This window comes from Acinetobacter sp. WCHAc010052 (genome assembly GCF_002165295.2).
Lineage (GTDB): Bacteria > Pseudomonadota > Gammaproteobacteria > Pseudomonadales > Moraxellaceae > Acinetobacter > Acinetobacter chinensis.
On sequence record NZ_CP032143.1, the window covers coordinates 613,953 to 635,841 of the forward strand.

General features: G+C 44.3%; 22 protein-coding genes. 17 read left to right on the forward strand and 5 right to left on the reverse strand.

From position 1 onward, the window contains the following. The first annotated feature begins 32 nt into the window (after positions 1–32). The 9 genes from mazG to yjgA all read left to right on the forward strand — a co-directional run bounded on the left by mazG (position 33) and on the right by yjgA (position 6,689). Entirely contained in the window at positions 33–800 is a 768-nt protein-coding gene (mazG, locus tag CDG61_RS03380; protein ID WP_087551341.1) for a nucleoside triphosphate pyrophosphohydrolase, read from the forward strand. Positions 801–802: 2 nt separating this feature from the next. Further along, the gene (locus CDG61_RS03385; protein WP_087551340.1) at positions 803–1,228 is read left to right on the forward strand and encodes a ComEA family DNA-binding protein; all 426 of its coding nucleotides are present in this window, start codon (positions 803–805) and stop codon (positions 1,226–1,228) included. 136 nt (positions 1,229–1,364) lie between these two features. Next, a complete protein-coding gene (gene pcnB / locus CDG61_RS03390) occupies positions 1,365–2,819 on the forward strand; it encodes a polynucleotide adenylyltransferase PcnB (protein WP_087551339.1) in 1,455 nt (484 codons plus the stop codon). Then, positions 2,816–3,301 carry a 2-amino-4-hydroxy-6-hydroxymethyldihydropteridine diphosphokinase gene (folK, locus tag CDG61_RS03395; RefSeq protein ID WP_087551338.1) on the forward strand — a complete coding sequence of 162 codons (486 nt, stop codon included), beginning with the start codon at positions 2,816–2,818 and terminating at the stop codon, positions 3,299–3,301. Before pcnB ends, folK begins: the two co-directional genes overlap by 4 nt. A gap of 43 nt (positions 3,302–3,344) precedes the next feature. Further along, a complete protein-coding gene (panB, locus tag CDG61_RS03400; RefSeq protein ID WP_087513054.1) occupies positions 3,345–4,154 on the forward strand; it encodes a 3-methyl-2-oxobutanoate hydroxymethyltransferase in 810 nt (269 codons plus the stop codon). 2 nt (positions 4,155–4,156) lie between these two features. Beyond that, positions 4,157–5,002, forward strand: a complete 846-nt coding sequence (panC, locus tag CDG61_RS03405; protein ID WP_087551337.1) for a pantoate--beta-alanine ligase — start codon at positions 4,157–4,159, stop codon at positions 5,000–5,002. Positions 5,003–5,029: 27 nt separating this feature from the next. Beyond that, positions 5,030–5,881, forward strand: a complete 852-nt coding sequence (gene rapZ, locus CDG61_RS03410) for an RNase adapter RapZ (protein ID WP_087551336.1) — start codon at positions 5,030–5,032, stop codon at positions 5,879–5,881. Beyond that, positions 5,878–6,147, forward strand: coding sequence for an HPr family phosphocarrier protein (locus tag CDG61_RS03415; RefSeq protein ID WP_087551335.1), 270 nt, complete (start codon positions 5,878–5,880; stop codon positions 6,145–6,147). The genes rapZ and CDG61_RS03415 overlap by 4 nt, the downstream gene beginning before the upstream one ends. 2 nt (positions 6,148–6,149) lie before the next feature. Further along, positions 6,150–6,689: a ribosome biogenesis factor YjgA gene (gene yjgA, locus CDG61_RS03420; protein WP_087513050.1), complete on the forward strand. Its 540-nt coding sequence runs from the start codon at positions 6,150–6,152 to the stop codon at positions 6,687–6,689. Positions 6,690–6,825: 136 nt separating this feature from the next. Here the strand turns inward: yjgA and CDG61_RS03425 are convergent, their stop codons facing one another. Continuing rightward, positions 6,826–8,472: an acyl-CoA synthetase gene (locus tag CDG61_RS03425; protein ID WP_087551334.1), complete on the reverse strand. Its 1,647-nt coding sequence runs from the start codon at positions 8,470–8,472 to the stop codon at positions 6,826–6,828. 222 nt (positions 8,473–8,694) lie between these two features. Beyond that, positions 8,695–9,741, reverse strand: coding sequence for an AraC family transcriptional regulator (locus tag CDG61_RS03430; protein ID WP_087551333.1), 1,047 nt, complete (start codon positions 9,739–9,741; stop codon positions 8,695–8,697). A gap of 119 nt (positions 9,742–9,860) precedes the next feature. Between CDG61_RS03430 and CDG61_RS03435 the strand changes: the two genes are divergently transcribed. The 5 genes from CDG61_RS03435 (at position 9,861) to infC (ending at position 16,763) form a co-directional block, all read left to right on the forward strand. Beyond that, entirely contained in the window at positions 9,861–11,573 is a 1,713-nt protein-coding gene (locus CDG61_RS03435) for a neutral/alkaline non-lysosomal ceramidase N-terminal domain-containing protein (protein ID WP_087551332.1), read from the forward strand. 23 nt (positions 11,574–11,596) lie between these two features. Further along, on the forward strand, positions 11,597–12,883 hold the full coding sequence (locus CDG61_RS03440) for a D-arabinono-1,4-lactone oxidase (RefSeq protein ID WP_087551331.1): 1,287 nt from the start codon (positions 11,597–11,599) through the stop codon (positions 12,881–12,883). A 15-nt stretch (positions 12,884–12,898) separates the two neighbouring features. Next, positions 12,899–14,065, forward strand: coding sequence for an alanine racemase (locus tag CDG61_RS03445; protein WP_087551330.1), 1,167 nt, complete (start codon positions 12,899–12,901; stop codon positions 14,063–14,065). Positions 14,066–14,283: 218 nt separating this feature from the next. Further along, positions 14,284–16,206: a threonine--tRNA ligase gene (gene thrS, locus CDG61_RS03450; protein ID WP_087513044.1), complete on the forward strand. Its 1,923-nt coding sequence runs from the start codon at positions 14,284–14,286 to the stop codon at positions 16,204–16,206. Positions 16,207–16,277: 71 nt separating this feature from the next. Beyond that, complete coding sequence (infC, locus tag CDG61_RS03455) at positions 16,278–16,763, forward strand: translation initiation factor IF-3 (RefSeq protein ID WP_394357279.1); 486 nt, start codon at positions 16,278–16,280, stop codon at positions 16,761–16,763. A gap of 100 nt (positions 16,764–16,863) precedes the next feature. Here infC and CDG61_RS03460 read toward each other — a convergent pair whose 3' ends face one another. After that, a complete protein-coding gene (locus tag CDG61_RS03460) occupies positions 16,864–17,262 on the reverse strand; it encodes a hypothetical protein (RefSeq protein WP_087513042.1) in 399 nt (132 codons plus the stop codon). A gap of 327 nt (positions 17,263–17,589) precedes the next feature. Here CDG61_RS03460 and CDG61_RS03465 point away from each other — a divergent pair, with 327 nt between their 5' ends. From CDG61_RS03465 to CDG61_RS03475, 3 genes are read left to right on the forward strand one after another with little or no spacing between them, the layout of a single operon-like run. Continuing rightward, on the forward strand, positions 17,590–18,207 hold the full coding sequence (locus CDG61_RS03465) for a glutathione S-transferase N-terminal domain-containing protein (RefSeq protein ID WP_087551328.1): 618 nt from the start codon (positions 17,590–17,592) through the stop codon (positions 18,205–18,207). 42 nt (positions 18,208–18,249) lie between these two features. Then, a complete protein-coding gene (locus CDG61_RS03470; RefSeq protein ID WP_087551327.1) occupies positions 18,250–18,639 on the forward strand; it encodes a hypothetical protein in 390 nt (129 codons plus the stop codon). Positions 18,640–18,672: 33 nt separating this feature from the next. Continuing rightward, complete coding sequence (locus CDG61_RS03475) at positions 18,673–19,098, forward strand: YqaA family protein (protein ID WP_087551326.1); 426 nt, start codon at positions 18,673–18,675, stop codon at positions 19,096–19,098. Positions 19,099–19,468: 370 nt separating this feature from the next. Here the strand turns inward: CDG61_RS03475 and CDG61_RS03480 are convergent, their stop codons facing one another. Next, positions 19,469–20,200, reverse strand: a complete 732-nt coding sequence (locus CDG61_RS03480) for an energy transducer TonB (RefSeq protein ID WP_087551325.1) — start codon at positions 20,198–20,200, stop codon at positions 19,469–19,471. A 91-nt stretch (positions 20,201–20,291) separates the two neighbouring features. Next, on the reverse strand, positions 20,292–21,551 hold the full coding sequence (locus CDG61_RS03485) for an MFS transporter (RefSeq protein ID WP_087551324.1): 1,260 nt from the start codon (positions 21,549–21,551) through the stop codon (positions 20,292–20,294). Positions 21,552–21,889 lie beyond the last annotated feature (338 nt).

The window sequence follows — 21,889 nt, forward strand, 5'->3', positions numbered from 1 at the left end:
AATATGAACCTGAAACATGCTGAGGAATTCCCATGGAACAACTGCTGAATATCATGAAAGAACTTCGGGAAAAATGTCCCTGGGATCGCGAACAGACACCTCAGAGTCTGACCCGCTACGCCATTGAAGAAGCTTATGAAGTTGAAGATGCTGTAAGAAATGGTAATGCCAGTGATGTGCGGGATGAACTGGGTGATCTGCTGTTGCAGGTGGTGTTTCAGTCACAGATGTACAGTGAGCAGGGGGCATTTGATTTCTCTGATGTGGTGCAGGCGATTACAGATAAGCTGATCCGTCGGCATCCTCATGTATTTCAGGCTGAACAGTTTGCAGCTTTAAGTCCGGAAGAAGTGTCTGAGCTTTGGAAACAGATCAAGCAAAAAGAAAAAGCAGGTCAGGCGGTTTCCAGGCTGGACAGTATCAAGCATGGACCTGCCATTTCTCAGGCTGAACAGATCCAGCAGAATGCAGCACAGATCGGATTTGATTTTGAAGATGTTGCAGGTGCTTATGCCAAACTGGAAGAGGAACTTTCTGAACTGAATCAGGCTGTTCAGCAGCAGAATTCCGATGAAATAATGGCAGAATTCGGTGACTGCCTGTTTTCACTGATCAATGTTGGACGTAAACTTGGCGTTTCTGGGGAAATGGCTCTGTTAAGAACCATTCATAAATTTAGAAGTCGCTTTGCTTATATTGAAGATCAGGCTGGTCATCAGAATAAAAAAATTGAAGAACTGAGCCTCGAAGAAATGGATCAACTTTGGGAGCAGGCGAAAAAACAATTAAAAACAGGCTAAAAATGACAATCAAAGCCCATACATTTTATCAGTTTATCTGTATTTTTCTGTCCGCTGTACTGTGGAGTTTTCAGGGAGTGCATGCTCAGCAGTTTGATCAGCAGTATCTGAAATGGAAAGCTGAGCAGGAAGCACAGGATCAGAAATTAAAAGGCAATACCGCAGACTATTATCTGTCCAGACCCACAGTTACAACTGTTGGAAGTTCAAAAAAAACGGCTGCAGCAGCAACAGGAAATAAAGTCAGTCTGAACAGTGCCACACTGGAACAGCTTCAGCAGCTTACAGGTGTCGGGCAGAAAAAAGCTCAGGCAATCATTGATTACCGACAGAAAAATGGAAAATTTAAATCGGTGGAAGAGCTCGATCAGGTCAAGGGAATTGGTCCTGCGCTGATGGAGAAAAACAGAGCCAGACTGGCTTTATAGGTCAGGTGAAGCAGGAAAATTTTGCAGCAGACAATCTTTCAGGTATCTGGATAATCAAATTGCCCTTTGATGGTGTTAGTTATATGATTAGCAGCATCTTAAGAATTTTACGTTCAGACGTAGGAGACAACGTCTTTTGCAAACTTTGCGCGCGTCAAAATGCGGTTTATCAACTGCAATGTTACCCGCTTCAATACTCGATGTTATTGATGCTTTAACCAAGGCAGGCTATGAAGCCTATATCGTAGGCGGTGGTGTCCGTGATCTGATGCTTGGGCTTAACCCTAAGGATTTTGATGCCGTCACCAATGCAACTCCTGCTCAGGTAAAAGAAGTTTTTGGACGCCGTTGCCGGATTATTGGGCGGCGTTTTGAGCTTGCCCATGTCTATGCTGGACGTGAGCTGATTGAAGTGGCGACTTTCCGTGCTCCACCTAAAAAGGCTGTGACTTCTGCGGCAGGAATGATCCTGCGTGACAATAACTGGGGCAGTATTGAACAGGATTTTGCACGTCGCGACTTTTCCATCAATGCACTGTATTACCAGCCACGCAAAGGTGAGGTGCTGGATTTCTGTAATGCAGTCGATGATATCAAGCATAAGACTTTGCGTTTACTGGGTGATCCGGCATTACGTTTTGAAGAAGATCCCGTTCGTATGCTGCGTGCATTGCGTTTTGCAGCCAAGCTGAATTTTCAGATTGATGATTCCATACTGGAAGTTTTCATACCTGAAATGACTGAACTGCTGCGGGATGTGTCTCCGCACCGTCTTTACGATGAATCTCAGAAACTGTTTACCATGGGGCATCTGCACCGTGTTTTACCGATGCTGATTGATTTTGGGATATGGAAACAGCTGTTTGCAGAGATCAAGCCGGATATCACGGACTTTATTGGCAAGGCTGCAAAAAATACAGATCAGCGGATTCAGATCGGGAAAACCATTAACCCGGCATTCTTCTATGCGGTTCTGTTGTGGAAACCATTCCTTGAACGTTGTGAGTTTTACAGTGCAAAAGGAACAGTTCCAGCTGAAGCCCGTGCTCAGGCAGGACTGGATGTACTGAAAAGACAGGCGACCCGAACCATCATTCCACGTTTTGCGGAAACATTCATCCGTGAAGTCTGGGAAATGCAGACCCGTTTACTCAACCCTAAACCGCAACAGATCGAGTCACTGTCTGGGCATGTGCGTTTCCGTGCAGGTTTTGACTTCCTGTTGTTGCGTGAAAACTCAGGGGATGATTCAACGCAGGGCATGGGGGCATGGTGGGATGCTTATCAGACCATGAGTGCGGACGAAAAAGAAAAGGCGATTGCACAGTACAACCGTAAGCGTTCGCGCAGTCGTCGTAAAGCGGCGCAGGATGAAGCTCCCGACTCCAGAACCTCTGAAATTGAGCCTCTGGTGCAGGAAACAGAATCCCGTGGGCGCCGTCAGCGTAAGCCGAAAACATCGACTGAGAGACCTGTACGTTCAGATGTACGTGTCAATGAAGACGGCAGTATTGGTGCAGATCACCCGATTATGAAGCGTAAGCGTGTCCAGCGTGATTTAAGTCAGGTTGTTTTTGGGCCGACACAATGATCACCACATATATCGGGATGGGCAGTAATTTAGGTGATTCGCAGAAAATTCTGAGTGAAGCTATTGTCCAGCTGCAACAGCTGGGCACAGTGCGAACATCGAAACTGTATCAGAGTCCTCCAATGGGACCACAGGATCAGCCGAATTATCTGAATGCCGTCGCTGAGCTGAAGACGGAACTTGATGCGCATGCCTTGCTGGATGAGCTGCAAAGAATAGAACAGGAATCAGGTCGTGTCAGGCTGCGTCACTGGGGTGAGCGTACACTTGATCTTGACCTGTTGATTTATGGTGCAGAACAGATTAAAACAGAGCGTCTGACTGTGCCACATCCTGGTGTCATGGAGCGTGACTTTGTGGTGATCCCATTGCTTGATCTGGATCAGTCCATTCGGATACAGGATCAGCCATTAAAAACTTTAGCCATTGTCAAAAATCCGGTACTTGATGTACTGGCTGATGAAAACTGGGCAAAAATTTAATTTAGTAAGCATATTTTGCATTTTCCATAGAAGGAGCATCTGCATGATCAGTTTAAGCGATCTAAAAAAATTCAAGGCGGATGGAAGAAAGTTTTCCTGTTTGACCTGCTACGATGCGAGCATGGCAAAAGCAATGGAAATTGCTGAAATTGATACGATTCTGATTGGTGATTCACTGGGAATGTGTATCCAGGGACGTGATTCGACACTCCCTGTCACTGTTGATGATATGGTCTACCACACTGCTGCAGTGCGCCGTGGCAATCAGCATGCATTTATTCTGACTGATTTACCGTTTATGAGTTATGCAACTCTGAATGATGCACTGATCAGTGCTAAAGCTGTGATGCAGTCAGGTGCGCAGATGGTCAAAATTGAAGGCGGTGAATGGCTGAGTGAAACTGTGCAGGTTCTGACCCGTAACGGTATACCGGTCTGTGTTCATCTCGGACTTACACCACAGTCAGTACACGTATTTGGTGGCTATAAACTTCAGGCACGTACCCGTGAAGCAGCGGACAGGCTGATTGCAGACTGTAAAGCTGTTGTGGAGGCAGGTGCTGCCGTTTTACTGCTCGAATGTGTTCCTGCACAGCTCGGTAAGGAAATTACCGAACTGTTTCCTGAAATCCCTGTCATCGGTATTGGTGCAGGTGTGGAAACAGATGGTCAGGTGCTGGTGGTACAGGATATGCTGGGACTGACTTTTGGTCGTGTTGCAAAATTTGTCCGTAATTTTATGAAGGAACAGGCAGGGGAAACTGCAATTGTAGATGCTTTTAAAGCATTTCATGTTGCGGTTCAGGATGGTTCTTTCCCCGCGCCAGAACATACTTTTCAGGTTGAGCTGTAATCATGAAAACAGAAACTACCATTCAGGGGCTGAGTGCATCACTGAGTCCTGCCCGTGCTGCTAAAAAGCTGATCGGTTTTGTACCGACCATGGGTAACCTGCATGAAGGTCACCTGAATCTGGTTCGTGAAGCACGTAAACTGTGTGATGTGGTTGTTGTCAGTATTTTTGTCAATCCGATTCAGTTTGGACCAAATGAAGATTTTGATAATTATCCACGTACCCTGGATCAGGACAGTAAACTGCTGGCTGAAGTGGGTTGTGATATTGTTTTTGCTCCTTCGGTTGAACAGATGTATGGCAAAAAACCTCGTCTGACCAATATCAGCGTGGGTGAAATCACCAATGATCTATGTGGTTTACAGCGTCCAGGTCACTTTGATGGTGTTGCTGTGGTCGTGACCAAGCTGTTTAACATCGTACAGCCGAATTATGCATTTTTTGGTCAGAAAGATTATCAGCAGCTGGCTGTGATCCGTCAGTTTGTTCAGGATCTGAATATTCCACTGGAAGTGATTGGTGTACCGATTGCCCGTGCCGCAGATGGACTTGCTCTCAGTTCACGTAATGGCTATCTGAGCGAAGAACAGCGTCAGACGGCGCCTGTGATTTTCCAGACCTTAAAACTGGCAGAGCAGCAGTTACAGCAGAAGACCTCACTGGATGAAGTGTTAGTAAATATTAAAGCAGCATTGACACAGGCAGGTCTGGTTGTGGACTATGTGGAAGCACGAACTCCTGAACTTCAGAAAACTTCTGAATTTAATCAGGATCTTGTATTGTTCGTTGCAGCAAAACTGGGCAAAACCCGCCTGATTGATAATCTGCAGGTAAAATTTACCGCATAAATTACGCTATGAAGGAATAGCATTGCCATGAAGCGCATATTAATTGTTACAGGACAGTCAGGCTCAGGGAAGTCGTCTGCATTGCAGGTACTGGAAGATCTTGGATATTACTGTATTGATAATCTGCCCCTGGCATTGCTGCCTGAAATTGTGGCGAAACTCGATCATGAAAATAATCTTGAACAGCTGGCTTTAGGGGTCGATGTCCGAAGTACCCGTGAAGATCTTCAGGAATTTGACCATGTTTTTGAACAGTTACAGAAACATGGTTCAGTTGATATTGTCTATCTGACCACTCAGGATCAGGAACTGATTGCAAGGTTCAGTGCATCACGTCGTCCACATCCGTTATCAAGCCGTTTTAAAAGTCTGAATCAGTGTATTCAGGAAGAAAAAACGCTGCTTCTGCCGATACAGCTTCGTTCGACAGTGCATATTGATACCACAGATAAAAGTGTGCACGACTTAAAAGATACCCTGCTTTCAAGGTTGGGTCAGTCTGATCGGCTGATTGTGATTTTGCAGTCATTTGGTTATAAACATGGCATTCCACTGGATGCAGATTATGTTTTTGATGTCCGTCATCTGCCTAATCCGCACTGGGATCTGGAACTGAGAAAATTTTCTGGACTGGATGAACCGGTCAGGGAATTTCTCGAAAACAGCACTCAGACCAATGAAATGTTTGAAGATATTTACCACTTCCTGGATAAATGGCTGCCTGCCTTTGCAGAAGGGCATCGTCATTATATGACGGTATCCATTGGGTGTACGGGTGGACAGCATCGTTCTGTTTATATTGTAGATAGACTAAAAAAGGCTCTTGAGGCAAAATGGTCTGTTCAGGTTTTACATAGAGAAATGAAGCACTGGTCATGATTGACACAACTGTTGACGTAATTAATAAACTGGGTTTACATGCGCGTGCGTCAGGAAAGCTCATCGAAGTTACCACCAAGTTTCGTTCTTCGATTCAGATTGGTAAAGGCGACAAGCTTGTTGATGCAAAAAATATCATGTCCCTGCTGATGCTTGGCGCAGGCAAGGGTACAACCTTAAGACTGGTGATTGATGGTGCAGATGAAGAAACCGCTTTATCTGACATCAAGGCACTTTTTGCAGCAAAATTTTACGAGGCAGATTAATCGTGGCACGTCGACCGAACCGCTTTACAGATGAAGACTTTGAATCACTGGATGGGCGTGCAAGTAAAACTGAACAGAAAAAAGCAGTACAGCGTATGGCTGCACTGGGTGAACAGCTGGCAGAACTGCCAAAAAAGCAGATTGAGGCATTGCCTGTCGAGGAACGCCTTATAGAAGCTTTGCTGGATGTTCAGCTGATTTCATCTTTTGAAGCACGTCGCAGACAGTTTCAGCGTATTGGGAAACTGTTACGCAATGAAGATGAAACGGTCATTCTCTCTTACCTGACCCCAAAACAGGGAATGAAAAAAACTGCACAGCTGCAACGCTGGGTGGACCGTATTATTGCTCAGGGCGATCCGGTCATTAATGAGTTCACTAAAATGCACAATGCAGCTGAACGTCATACTTTACGTCAGCATCTGTTGCGTATTCAGCGTGATGTGACCAAAGCAGCTCCTCCTGAGGAACTGGAAGCTTCAAAGCTGAAACTGTTTAACTATGTACAGCAGGTTGCACTTATTTCAGATAATTCAAAATAAGTGAACTGAAGCTGAAAAATTCGACCTGATCAGGTCGTTTTTTTTATTCTGAATATGCCCAGAAACTGTTTTACTGTAATAAAAAAGCCTTCATTAAAAATGAAGGCTTTTTTGTCAGAGCTGATACAGCGGAGGATTAATTAAACTCACCGATTGAACGTTCTTTTGCCCAGTCACGAAGTACGAACTTCTGTAATTTACCTGTCGATGTTTTTGGAATTTCACAGATCACAACATCTTTCGGTACTTTAAAGCGGGCAAGATGCTGTTTACAGAACTCAATAACTTCCTCAGGGGTTGTTTCTGCCCCTTTTTTCAGTTCAATGAAAGCACAGGGTACTTCCTGCCAGCGTGGATCAGGCTTGGCAACAACAGCTGCCGTCATAATGGCAGGGTGCGTATACAGAATTTCTTCAACTTCAAGTGATGAAATATTTTCACCCCCTGAAATAATAATATCTTTGGAGCGGTCCATGATTTTGGCATAACCGTCTGGCTGACAGACGGCTAAATCACCGGTATGGAACCATCCACCTTTGAATGCTTCTGCGGTGGCTTCAGGGTTTTTCAGATAACCTTTCATCACAATGTTGCCACGGAACATAATTTCACCCATGGTTGTACCATCATTCGGTACAGGCTGCATGGTTTCAGAATCTAGAACACGCATACCATCCTGCAGAGGATACGGTACGCCCTGACGTGAATGCAGCTGAGCCTGTTCCTGAATGGACAGATCACTCCAGCCCGCCTGAGATGCACACAAAGCGGATGGACCATAGGTTTCAGTCAGACCATATACATGGTTTACCTGTACTCCGATATGATGCATACCTTCAATGATTGCCGCAGGAGGTGCAGCACCGGCCACCATCACTTCAACACGGTGTGTAAACTTGATCTGCTGATCTTTTGGTGTGTTGATCAGCATGGACAGCACAATTGGCGCACCACAGAAATAATCCACCTTATACTGATCAATCAGTCTGAAAATCAGTTCAGGATCAATTTTGCGCAGACAGATATTTGTGCCGCCATTGGCAGCAACAGTCCATGCAAAACACCAGCCGTTGCAGTGGAAAAGAGGCAGTGTCCATAAATATTTACAGCGAGGTGTCATACCGCAGGCAATGATGTTGCTTGCAGCATTGATATAAGCACCCCGATGGTGATAAACCACACCTTTGGGATTACCTGTAGTGCCAGATGTATAGTTCAGACTGATGGCATCCCATTCATCTCTAGGTAAATGCCATTCAAAATCCTGATCACCTTCTGCAAGCCAGTCTTCATACTCAACCTGACCGATACGCGGTGTTGAGTCATTGTTTTCATATTCAGCATCTGCAACATCAATAATGTAGATATCCTGCGGTGCGAGAGCTACAGCTTCCTGAGCCAGTGCGGCAAACTCAGGGTCGACCAGCAGGACTTTGGTTTCAGCATGTTCAAGCATGAATGCAATGGTTTTTGCATCAAGACGGGTATTTAAGGTGTTGAGTACAGCGCCCGCCATAGGTACCGCAAAGTGGGCTTCCACCATGGCTGGAATATTCGGCAGCAGAACGGAGACAGTGTCATTTTTCTGAATACCGAGTCGGTTCAGCTGATGGGCAAACTGTCGGCAGCGGGTGTATGTTTCCCGCCATGAGATACGACGTTCGCCATGAACAATGGCATCCTGATGAGGGTAAATATATGCCGCACGCTCAAGGTAGCGTAAAGGGGATAATGCTACAAAATTTGCGGGTGTACGCGGTAATTCATCATATGCGCTGACCATTGCAGAAACTCCATCTCTGTATTTGTTTTATCTCTGATTAAAAGATATGCATTTTAAGTGCCGCTTGCATTAATGCTTTAGTCGAGTATTTTTTACATCATTTTAAGCTGTTGAAAATTAATAATTTAAAAATAATATATTGAAAATACTGAACTGCTGGGTTCTCAGATTTGCTTTTGCTCTGAAATTAAAATAGTCAGAATGACCGTCAGAACAGACGGATTATTCAGAAGAAATCATCAGTTTTTTAAAGTCTGAAGGTGCCTGTCCTGTCCAGCGTTTAAATGCTCTGCGAAACTCCCGAAGTTCACTGAATCCTAGCTGTTCGCTGACCGTGCTGATGGAAATATCCTGCAGTAACAGTTCTTTGGCTTTACGTTCAAGAACCTGCTGGCGGATCTGCTGAAAGCTGATGTTTTCCATCAGCAGCATTCTGCGTAAATGTCTTTCACTGATTTTCATGTGTTCAGCTGCCTGAAGCATATCGAAACGATCCGGTAAATGCTGTTCAATCAGATAATCCAGTACGCTGGCATACTTATTCTGATTGATGGTCTGTATATCCTGCATCAACTGATCACACATACGGATAGCGGTGCTGAAATTTGCCATGCTGTAAGTGCGGATCTGTCTTTGCAGCAGTGAGGAGTGAAATGTCAGGGTATTTTTTGCAGAAGAAAAATGCACCGGACAGCCAAAATGCTGAAGGTAGGGCTCAGTATCGGCGGGGCGTGGAAAACTCAGGTGAATTGCAATCAGATCATCATGATCACCCAGCATGGCATTCATGCAGGTGATGATACTTGAAAAAAACTCATCGCAGAAAAAACGGTAAAGGTCACCACAGGGATAGCGTTCAGTCACAACCACAGCCAGCGTACCGTCTTTGTCCATCTGATAGTCCATATCCAGCACACTGCCAGACACAGGATGGTACTGCATCCCGGTTGCCAGTGCCTGCTCAAGCGTCTGGCATGACTGCATGGCAAACCCCAGAATGCCCATGGACATCAGACCTTCAGTGATACCCACTTTTACTCCAAGAGCAGAATCACGCAAGTCAGCCAGCGCACGCCGTACAACCGTACAGATTTCCTGAAATGAGATGAATCCTGTCCCTTGCTTGATCTGAGCAATGTCGAGGCTGATCCCATCCATCCAGTGCATATATTCAATGTGCTGATTTTCAGCATAATGAAGCAGTCCGGAAAGCAGAGCAGGTGGAATGAAATGATGTTTTTCGGCAAAGTCCTTTTGCTGTCTGGGCATGTGTCCTTTTATCCCCCCATGAAATGGTGCAATAAACCCTTACTTGATATTGCACCATTTTGTTTAACTTTTAAACTAAGAATTGTCTCTATAAAAATAATCATACAAAAGGAATTTTTATGTTTCAGGCAGGATGGAGCAGGCAGGAAATTCAGATCGAAGCTAAAGGCTATGCCATGTTTGGCTATGGCTCATGGCAGCATCGAGCATACAAAAAACGGACGCCGTTATATGTCAGAACGGTGGTGATTCAGGATCATCAGGAGAAGCCGCTGATTTTCAGCTGTCTGGATTTTGGCTGTATTACTCATGCCATGCGTTCAGAGGTTGTGGCTGAACTGAAAAAACTGATGGCAGATCTGTTCTGTGAAGAACGTTTTGTGATGACAGCAACACATACACACTCAGGTCCTGGCGGCTGTGCTTATGAAGCGCTGTATAACATGCCTACTCCGGGTTTTGTCCCTGAACATCTGCATGCTGTGGTTTATGCAACGGTCAGCAGTATTCAGCATGCTTTTAAAGTGATGGGACGTACAGAAATCTGTATGAGTACAACACATTTTTCGGAAGATGTTCCTGTGGCATGGAACCGTTCCTTAAATGCCTGGAACCGTAATCCAGATGTTCAACATCGTAAGGAAACGGAAACACATCTGGCGATGAACAGGGAAATGCAGCTGCTCGGGTTTTATCGGGATGGGCAGTTACATGCTTTCATTTCGCTTTTTGGAGTGCATGCCACCTGTCTGAGTAATACGCTGAATGCTCATGATGGTGACAATAAAGGCTATGCAGCTGGGTACTCAGAGCAGTATCTGCTGGAACAGGGGGTGCATCATCCGGTTGCAATTTTTGCTCAGGCAACAGCAGGCGACATTTCACCTCATTTTCATGGGAAAAATCAGCTGAAAATCAGACAGGCGATCAAAGGTGAGCAGGAATATCAGTATGCTCAGAAGAATGGACGCTACCAGAGTGAGCAGGCATTACAGGCACTGATGAAACCTGGCACTGTTTTAAGTGGAAAACTGGATGCTGTACTCAGTTATACCGACCTGAGCAACGTGGATATTCCTCCGGAGCTTTCGCATGGTGTTAAACACGCACGAACCAGTATTCCCTGTCATGGGGTGGCTTTTTTTGCAGGAACACCTGTCGATGGACTTGGTGCTGCGAAGCCGATTGTTCGGGTTATGAGTTTTTTGAGTCAGCAGTATAAAAAGAAAAAACTGAACGACAGTACAGCCAAAGATTTTGATTTCTATCAGCAGTTGTTTGCATCGCAGGGTGTTAAATCCATTTTGATGGAATCTGGCATCAAGCGGATTCTGGGTAAACCACTTGGCTTTGCTCCAGGATTTATTGATCCACTGGTCAATGAAATAAACAGACAGGTCAAAGCAGGTGCAATCAGGGAAAGTCCATTGGTACCTTCAGTGGTTCCATTGCAGATGATTCAGATTGGTCAGTTGAGAATTGTGTGCTGTCCGGGGGAGTTCACCACCACTGCCGGAAAGCGTGTGCTTGAAACCATTGTGCAGAACACCAGTGATCAGCCTGTCTGGCTTGCATCTTACTGCAATGATTATATGGGCTATGTAACGACCTATGAGGAATATCAGGAACAGGCATATGAAGGCGGTCATACATTGTTTGGACAATGGACCAATGCTGCCTTCCAGCTGAAATTCAGTGCTCTGGCGCAACAGCTGGAAAATACGGAAGCCCAGCGTCAGCATGACCGAACCACCCGACCTGCTGAAGTGCCGCTTCAGGAACTGTTGAAACGTACCAATCGGGGTAATCTGAAAACAGCGGTTTCTGAATAGAAAAATAAAGATAAGGAAATTTTATGAAACAGACTGAACAACGGCAGACATGGTCCAACTGGTCGGGCTATCAGCAAGCCAGTCCACAACAGATTTTAAAACCACAAAGTCTGTCTGAACTGCAGGATATTGTCCGTCAGAGCGATAAAATCAGGGTTGTGGGGGCAGGACATTCCTTTACACCACTCGTCTGCACAGATGCAACGCTGTTGTCACTTGATCATCTGAGTGGTGTGGTCAGTGCCGATGAGCAGAACAGTATTGCAGAAGTCTGGTCGGGCACCCGTCTGTTCAATCTGGATCAGTACCTGCAGCCCATCAATCAGTCCCTTATGCAGCAGGGTGATATTGATCAGCAAAGCCTTGCAGGTGCGGTATCGACGGGAACACATGGAACGGGTGCTGACATGCAGTGTATTTCTGCCTATGTACAAAGTTTTGAGTTGCTGACTGCATCGGGTGAGCTGTTACAGTGCAGTCCCACAGAAAATGCTGAAATTTTTCAGGCAGGGCGGGTGTCTCTGGGCAGTTTTGGTGTGCTGACAAAAATTTCAATGCAGAACAAACCTCGATATAAGCTGAAAGAGCATGTTGAACTTTGTCCACTTTCAGAAGTGGTGCAGCATATTCAGCAGTGGAAAACTGAACACCGTCATATTGAATTTTTTGCTTTTTCACATGCAGAGCAGGTCATGCTGAAAACACTGGATATCACTGAGGAGGATACACAGCCACGTAAAGAGTCATTTCCTTCAGAAGATACATTGCTGACCCTATGCTGTGAACTGACCCGAATGTTTCCTTCACTGAATCCAAAATTGCAAAAGCTGCTGGGTGTCTTTGTGAAACCCACAACTTGTGTGGACTGGTCGAGCAGAATATTTCCGACACCCCGTAATACACGGTTCAATGAAATGGAATATCAGGTTCCTGTTGAACTGGGCATATCCTGCTTACAGGAAATTCTGACTGCGCTTCAGAAGTCAGGGCAACAGACTTTTTTCCCGATTGAGTTTCGCTTTGTGAAAGGGGATGATATCTGGTTGAGTCCATTTTATCAGCGGGATTCGATTTCCATTTCTGTGCATCAATACATTAAGCAGAATCCGAAACTGCTGTTTGATGAAATTGAACCGATTTTACAGCGTTATCAGGGGCGACCTCACTGGGGCAAAATGCACAGTCTGAATGCGGGACAGTTAAGGATGCTGTATCCGAAGTGGGATGACTTTCTGCAACTCAGAGCGCGTCTTGATCCAGAAAAGAAATTTCTGAATCCATATTTACAGCAATTATTTTATGCAGAATAACAGGTTGGCGATGACATGAGTCAGGAACTATATTTTCAGCAACTGAACCGTGATTTAAAAAAGCAGGGAACCGGCTTACCGCAACTGATTATTGACAGACAGTGTCTTCAGCAGAATATTCAGTATATTCAGCTGCAGTTCAGACAGGCTGTTCATCTTCAGCCCCGCCTGGTCGTCAAGTCACTTGCATGTCTAGAGTTGTTGCAGTTACTGAGTGAACAGCTTTCAACACAGCGCTTTATGGTCTTTCATTTGCCACAGTTGATCCCTCTGCTGGAAAATTTCTCAGAAGCCGATGTGCTGTTTGGCAAGCCGATGCCTGTACATGCCGTACAGCTTTTTTATCAGCATTATTCTCAGTGGGGAAATGCTCAGATTCAGTGGCTAGTTGATACACCTGCACGTCTGCATCAGTATCTGGAAGTGGCTCAGCAGTATGCAGTGCAGCTTCAGATCAATATTGAAATTGATGTGGGTTTACACCGTGGAGGAATCAGGACTGAACAGCAGATGGCTGAAATGATGGATATTGTTCAGGCACATCCACAGCATCTGAAATTCAGTGGTCTGATGGGTTATGACGCACATGTGACGAAACTGCCTTCCATTATTAAAAAGGCACAGGTGGCTTATGAGGAGTCTCAGCAGATTTACGCAGGTTTTATTGATTATCTGCAAAGGACTTATCCTGCACTGTGGCATGACCAGCTCTGTCTGAATGGTGGAGGAAGTCCAAGCTTCAGTTTTCACGTGAAACATAGCGTCTGTAATGACCTGTCATTTGGTTCCATGCTGGTTAAACCCGGTGACTTTGACAATGAGTTTTTAAAGCCTCTGCAGACAGCAATGTGGATTGCAACACCTGTCATTAAAGAGCTGCCGCTTACACGTCTGCCAGGTATGCCTTTACTGGAAAAAATTCCACAAAGGTCTAAAGCACTGTTTATTTATGGTGGTTACTGGATGGCAGATTATGTCTATCCGCAAGGCAGTCATCCTCATGTGTTGTACGGGCGCAGTTCAAATCAGGAACTGGTGAATGTCCCCAGACATGCTCAGACAGGTGTGGATGATTATGTCTTTTTGCGTCCAACACAGAGTGAAGCGGTAATTCCACAGTTTGCGGTGCTATGGCTGTATAAAGACAGACAGTTTGAAGCCTGGCAGACATTCAGGGAATAGTCATGGCAGCATTTTTAAACGGTGCTGTAAGTTTTCAGCTCTGGTTTTCTGTTTGTCCAATATAAATTTCTGACAAAGGTTTATCAAAAAGCATTAAAGGTGTAAAATTTCCTCACTTTTTTGTTCCACCGATTTTATCTTTTGAGGATTTTCCTCGATCATAATCTCGCGGTGATATGCTCTATTGTACGGGGCATCACTCCTTAAGGATTTTAAATATGCCTGTTATCACATTGCCAAATGGCGATCAAAAACAATTTGATCAAGCAGTTTCCGTGATGGAAGTTGCTCAAAGTATTGGACCTGGACTTGCGAAAAATACGCTTGCAGGTAAAGTGAATGGTCGCTTAGTCGATGCAAGTGATTTAATTACCGAAGACGCAACACTGGAAATCATTACCCCTAAAAATCAGGAAGGTGTTGAAATCATTCGTCACTCATGTGCTCACCTTGTGGGACATGCGGTAAAACAACTTTTCCCTGAAGCCAAAATGGTGATCGGTCCTGTGATTGAGGACGGTTTCTATTATGACATCTTCAGTCAGAAGCCATTTACGCCAGAAGATATGGCTGCCATCGAAGCACGCATGAAAAAGCTGATCGATGAAGATTATGACGTTATTAAAAAAATGACACCGCGTGCTGAAGTGATCAAACTGTTCACTGAGCGTGGCGAAGATTACAAATTACGTCTTATTGATGATATGCCTGACGAGACTCAGATGGGTTTGTACTATCATCAGGAATACGTGGATATGTGCCGTGGTCCGCACGTACCGAACACTAAATTCTTAAAATCATTCAAACTCACTAAAATGTCCGGTGCTTACTGGCGTGGTGATGCGAAGAATGAACAGCTGCAGCGTATTTACGGTACTGCCTGGGCAGACAAAAAAGAACTTGCAGCGTATATCAAACGTATCGAAGAAGCAGAAAAGCGCGACCACCGTAAAATCGGTAAAGCTTTAGACCTGTTCCATATGCAGGAAGAAGCACCAGGTATGGTGTTCTGGCATGCCAATGGCTGGACCATTTACCAGGTACTTGAGCAGTACATGCGTAAAATCCAGCAGGACAATGGTTACGAAGAAATCAAAACACCGCAGATTGTTGATTTTACGCTGTGGGAAAAATCAGGTCACGCTGCCAACTATGCAGACAACATGTTTACGACTCATTCTGAGAGCCGTAGCTATGCTGTAAAACCAATGAACTGCCCATGTCACGTACAGGTATTTAACCAGGGCTTAAAGTCTTATCGTGATCTGCCAATCCGTCTGGCTGAGTTTGGCTCATGTCACCGTAACGAGCCATCGGGTTCATTACACGGCATCATGCGTGTACGTGGATTTACTCAGGATGATGCACACATTTTCTGTACCACTGAACAGATCGGTAAAGAAGTTGCTGACTTCATTAAACTGACTCTGGATGTGTATAAAGACTTCGGTTTTGAAGAAGTACAGATGAAACTCTCTACACGTCCTGAAAAACGTGTGGGCGATGACAAACTGTGGGACATGGCTGAAAAATCTCTGGCGGATGCGCTGGATGAAGCAGGTCTGGCGTGGGATTTACAACCAGGTGAAGGCGCATTCTACGGTCCGAAAATTGAATTCTCTCTGAAAGACTGCTTAGGTCGTATCTGGCAGTGCGGTACTATTCAGTGTGACTTCAACCTGCCTGAACGTCTGGAAGCGTCTTATGTCACTGAAGACAACGATCGTGACCATCCTGTGATGCTGCACCGTGCAATTCTTGGCAGTTTCGAGCGTTTTATTGGTATACTGATTGAACATTACGCAGGATTCATGCCGCCGTGGCTGTCACCAGTTCAGGCATGTGTCATGAATATTACCGATTCTCAGGCGGAGGCTTGTCAGCAAGTTGTCGCAAAACTTAAAGAAAATGGCATTCGTGCGATTTCAGACTTGAGAAATGAGAAAATCGGATTTAAGATTCGTGAGCGTACATTAGAGCGTATTCCTTACTTGCTGGTACTGGGTGATCGTGAGGTAGAGGAAGGGACTGTCAATGTCCGTACTCGCTCTGGAAAAAATTTAGGGACTATGTCAATTGATGCATTTATTGACCTGGTTAAAGCAGCCGTAGCCGAACGTGGCCGGTATATTGTGGAGTAAGAAAGATTAAACAGCCTGACCGTAACCAACAACAAGGTGCTAAAAGCAATCGTCCTGCATTAAACGACGAAATCAAGGCGAAAGAAGTTCGTCTCGTCGCTGCGGATGGAGAACAGAAAGGTATCGTAACGCTTGCAGAAGCGTTGCGTGCTGCTGAAGATGCAGATCTTGACCTTGTTGAGATTGTGGCAAATGCAGAACCACCTGTTTGTAAAATCATGGATTTTAACAAACATTTATTTGACCTGAAGCAAAAGCAGAAAGATGCTAAAAAGAAACAGCATCAGGTTCAGGTGAAAGAAATCAAGTTACGTCCTGGTACAGATGTTGGTGATTACAACGTTAAGTTGCGTGCTATTCTCAAGTTCCTTGAGGAAGGTAACAAAGTCAAAATTACTCTACGTTTCCGTGGTCGTGAAATGGCTCACCAGCAGCTGGGTCTGGCTCAATTACAAAAAATTGAAGCAGATGTAGCTGAAGTGGGTATCGTTGAACAGACTCCAAAAATGGAAGGTCGTCAGATGGGTATGTTACTTGGTCCTAAAAAGAAAAAGTAAGCCTGTTTTAGATCTTAAAAAAGCACTGCTCTCAGCAGTGCTTTTTTTATTGCTGTGAAAAATAAGTCTGAATTGAATTTCACTTCTGATAAATGAATGCTTATTGATTTGAGACTGGCTTATTTCCCGCTTCTACAATTGGAATATTGGCCTCTGTTGGTACATAAATAATCTGTTGAATTTTACCATCACGTAAGGCTTCACCAAATGCACCAATAAATTCCTGTTTACGGTACTCAGGATAATCTTTAGCCGCCTGACCGACCAGTTTAATGGCTTCGGCACGCAGTTTTGCACTTTCCAGCTCAGCTTTTGCAACCTGTACCTGGATCATTTTTGATTGTTCTGCTTCAGCTAAAGCGGCTTGTCCATCCATTCCTTGTTTCCAGACTTTGTAGTGTGGCCATCCGAACATAAACAACAGGATGAGCACAATAAAGAAGAAGCCACCAATGAGTAAAACAAATATATCTATGTTTTTTTGTCTGACGTAGTTCATATCTGACCTTTAAAATTTATTGAACTGGCAGGTGAATGAGAAGTAATTTTTAAAGCTTCAGTTCTGTTTAAATTGAATATAGGTGAAATAATTTAGGGGTTAAAGAAAAGAATGTATTATTTTGGGATGGAATTTGGGTGGTTTAACTTAGCTGATTTATCAGTTTTGCAAATGGTGAGATTTCTAACGAAAGATAGTCTATATATTTAATTTTTTATCAGTCAGAGTTGCATAAACTTATACAGTGATCTTCTTAAACTATGTTATAAAATAAAGTATTCATATCATAAAATTTAGAAAATATGCGAGAAAGCGGAAGGATGAAATATGATTGATCTGTATTACTGGGGAACGCCCAATGGTCATAAAATTACCATCGCACTTGAAGAAATGGGACTGGATTATCAGATTTTCCCGATCAATATTTTAGAAAATGATCAGTTTCAGCCTGACTTTTTACGTATTTCGCCAAACAATAAAATTCCTGCCATTGTGGACCAGCATGGACCACGCGGAGAACCGATTTCTGTTTTTGAATCAGGCGCAATTTTACAGTATCTGGGGCGTAAAACAGGTCTCTACTATCCTGAGGATGAGCAGGAACGTGTTGAAGTGGAGCAGTGGCTCATGTGGCAGATGGGTGGTTTTGGTCCTATGCTCGGGCAGAATCATCACTTTTCCAAATTTGCCAAAGAACAGATTCCTTATGCTGTAGAGCGTTATGTGACGGAAACGAAACGTCTGTATGCGGTACTGAATAAACAGCTGATTGGACAGAAGTATGTCGCAGGGGAATATTCAATAGCAGATATGGCAATCCTGCCCTGGATACTGCGACATGAATGGCAACAGATAAACCTTGAGGATTACCCTTATGTTAAAGAGTATGTTGAGCGTTTAACTACCCGTCCTGCTGTGCAGAAAGCATTATCCATTAAAGTCTGAGAGACGAAGGCCGGTCACGATGCTTTACAGGAACTGAGCACAGTGAAACAGACCACTTATGTTCAGCACTGGTTGCTGTCCATAACGGCTATGCTGTTGCTGGCAGGAATAAGTGCTGTCATGCAGCTGGCTTATTCTGTTGATCGGATGTGGCAGTTGAGCCTGATTTTATATTCACTGACAGGACTGATCTTTGCGACAGTATTTGCGTGGTTTCAGTCCGGGCTTCATCTGCTATGGAAAGATACCACTATTGCTGTGGGTTTATTGGCAGGCAGTCTGATACTTTTACAGTATCTATTCTGGCACAACGGCATAGACTGGTATGCTGTGTCTGAAGGTCGTTATCACCTGAGCGTATATGAACAGATGCTGTACACTGGAGCTGTTTCAGTCTGCCATTTATTTACTCCATCTTTATCTATATGCTGAAACGTTTTCCTGACAGTGATCAGCACTGAAATCATGGCTTATTTACTCCTTTTTCTGTCCGCTTTCGGAGCTGCTACCTTATTGCCCTTACAGTCTGAGGCTGTACTGGCAGGTTTGTTAATGGAAGGAAAAAGTTCAGTCGTTTTGCTGCTGTTGGCTGCCAGTCTGGGCAATATCATGGGTTCCTGCGTCAACTGGTGGCTGGGTTATAAAATTGAACATTATAAAAATAAAAAGTGGTTTCCTGTTTCTGAGAACCAGCTCCAGCGTGCCCAACTGACCTATGCAAAATACGGCTACTGGTCGCTTTTACTGAGCTGGCTGCCTGTTATTGGTGATCCGATCACCCTGATTGCAGGATTGATGCGGGAAAATTTTCTACGTTTTCTTTTTATAGTCAGTGTTGCAAAAACAGGTCGGTATCTGGTGATTTATCTGATATTTGCAGGTCTGGTTTAGACGGGTGGATTCCTGCATTAATCCATGTGTAAATCCATCTTTCATGAATGATTACAGGTGTCAGTATTTATGTAGATTGACATAAATACGTAGCACTTATGCAGCATTGATGATTTTATGATCCAGTTCAGCAATGCCCGAGCTTTCTGTAATGTTGATATTTTTAATGTATGGATTTTTTGAGAACAGTATTTTCCTGGAATCCTGAAAAAGGAAATATGATGGTTTTTCCCCTGAAGCACAGAGAAGCCTACGCTCAGTTGTGGGCAACCTGTACAGTCAAAAGCTGTAGGTTGATTGTGAATCTGTTTTTATAAGTTTTATCATTATAATGTGGAGATAACTGACGGTATCTCCACATTGAATCACTTCAATGACAGCTGATGGATGAAAATCTGATTTCATCTTTCAGTTTTGATTTTTTATAAATCCAGAACTTTCGAGGAACATCGACCTGAGCTGTGGAAACAGCCTGTTTTACTTGCTGGTCCAGTGCGTAGATACCTGATCCCTGCGTGATTTTGACTGATTTGACATGACCATGTCGGTTGGTTTTAAAGCTGAATTTTACAGTGCGGTCATGTTTGTTGAGCAGTTCGGAATTCAGTTCCAGCTGTGGCTGACTGCGATAACGGAATGCCGTTTTTTTATCTGTCTGTTGTGCCAGCCAGACTTTGGAGTCAAAACTCAGATCACAGATTTCAGTATTGTCCTGATCAACTTTTAAGTTAAACACCTGATAACCAATCACAGGCAATGCATTATCGTCATCCATATAAGGTTTAACTGTTGCCAAGCGCACTGCTGTAAGCAGAATTTCATCCAGTTTTTCCAGTCCGGTACTTTCCTGTACGGTGGCTTTGGTGACTTTTCCTGTTGTATCGGCATAAACACGGATAATTGCATTACGGTTCTGATCTTTTAAATCTTCATTTTTAAATGCTGGTCGAGGGAAGCGGTTCCACTGAATACGGGTGGTTAAATGCGGTGACTGTGCTGAACTTTTCAGAACAGAAAGCTGTGGTGAGTTTTTTGGCTCAGCACTGATGGCTGAACTGAGGGGGAGGGCGAGCAGCAGTGGAAATGCGAAATGTAGTTTCATAAAAATATCTTGGGCAGAGTGATGAGGCAGATCTGAAGTTCAGCGCGAAGTATTTCCTGAATTGGAAAACCCCGCAAGCGCTGAAGCATTTTTATTTCTGTGGGTTTTCGCCTTTAGTAATATCCACTCCAAATAAATCTTGAGTTTTTGTCCAGCTGATCACGACCACCACAAGGGTTATACAGCCACCAAATACCGTTGCAAAGACCGTTCCCATATATCGGGCTGCCAGCCCGGATTCAAATGCTCCAAGTTCATTACTGCTGGAAACGAACATGCCGTTGACTGCAGCAACACGACCACGCATATTTTCCGGTGGATAAATCTGCAGAATCGTCTGACGCACCACAACTGAAATACTGTCACATGCACCTGTCATGGCTAAGGCGATAAGGGACAGCCACATATGGTCTGAGAAAGCGAAAATCAGAGTGAAAACTCCGAAGCCTGCCACTGCCAGCAGCATGTTACGCCATGCATGATGTGTTGGAGGGAAGCGGGTCAGTGCAATCATGGTAATGAGTGCGCCAATGGAAGGGGCTGCACGTAAATATCCCAGTCCTTCAGGACCAACTTTTAAAATATCTTCTGCAAAAATAGGCAGTAAGGCAATCACACCGCCAAACAGCACTGAAACCAGATCCAGGGAAATAGCCCAAAGGACGATTTTGGTTTTCATGATAAACCGAAAACCCTCTCCGAGGCTGTTCCATAAATTATCAGTTTCCATAACAGGAAAAGTACGGTTTTTTAACAGATTGATCAGAATAAAACACACAAAAAGTAAGGCAGACACTGAAAACAGACTGGTTTCACGTCCCAGTCCTGCCAGCATGAAACCACCCAGCATTGGACCTAAAATTACGCCACTTTGCCAGCCAATGGTGGTCCATGTTGCACCATTGGCATACAGTTCACGTGGAATTAAAAACGGTTTAAGTGAGGTTGCAGAAGGGTTGTAGAATCCACGGATTGTCCCTAAACCAAAAATCACTGCATATATGCCCCATGAAAGTGTACTTTGCCCAATCTGCCCCTGACTGTGCGCATGGAACAGCCACCACAGTACCAAAGGTAAAGGCACAGAAAAAAACAGACAGATTTTCATAATAGTCTGTTTGTTGAATCTGTCTGCAAAATACCCACCCCATAAGGACAGTGCAATAAATGGAATGGCTTCTGCCAGCCCGATCAGTCCAAGTGTCAGTGGGTCTTTGGTGATCTGATAAAGTGAATAGGCAACAATGATTTCCTGAATCAGAATAGCTAAAGTCAGGCAGAACTGGTTCAGTGTAACAATTGAGAAGTCACGGTAACGGAGGGCTGCAAATGCATCCTGAGCAGGGTTCATGTCGGCTCGGTTTTATCAAGATGTGATTATTATATGTATTTTATGCAATTGTTCACAGGAACATCAGTCTGGTTTTTATGAGCTTTGTATTGCAGTTGCTGATTGTCTTGTTTCCTTTTCAGATGATTGATCAGCCTTACAGAGTTTGTGCAGAAAAAGATAAAAAATAACACAGCAGACCTTAACAGGTGGTTTGTCTGAAAGTGACAGCAGAGAGGAAATATAGTCCGTATATTGCTTTTGTTTTGTCCTGTTTTACTTTAGAATACTCGCTCCCTTACCTGCAGGTCGTCCTCGCAATGGTGCGAACGTTCCGAACAGGTGTTTAAAGAGGTTGT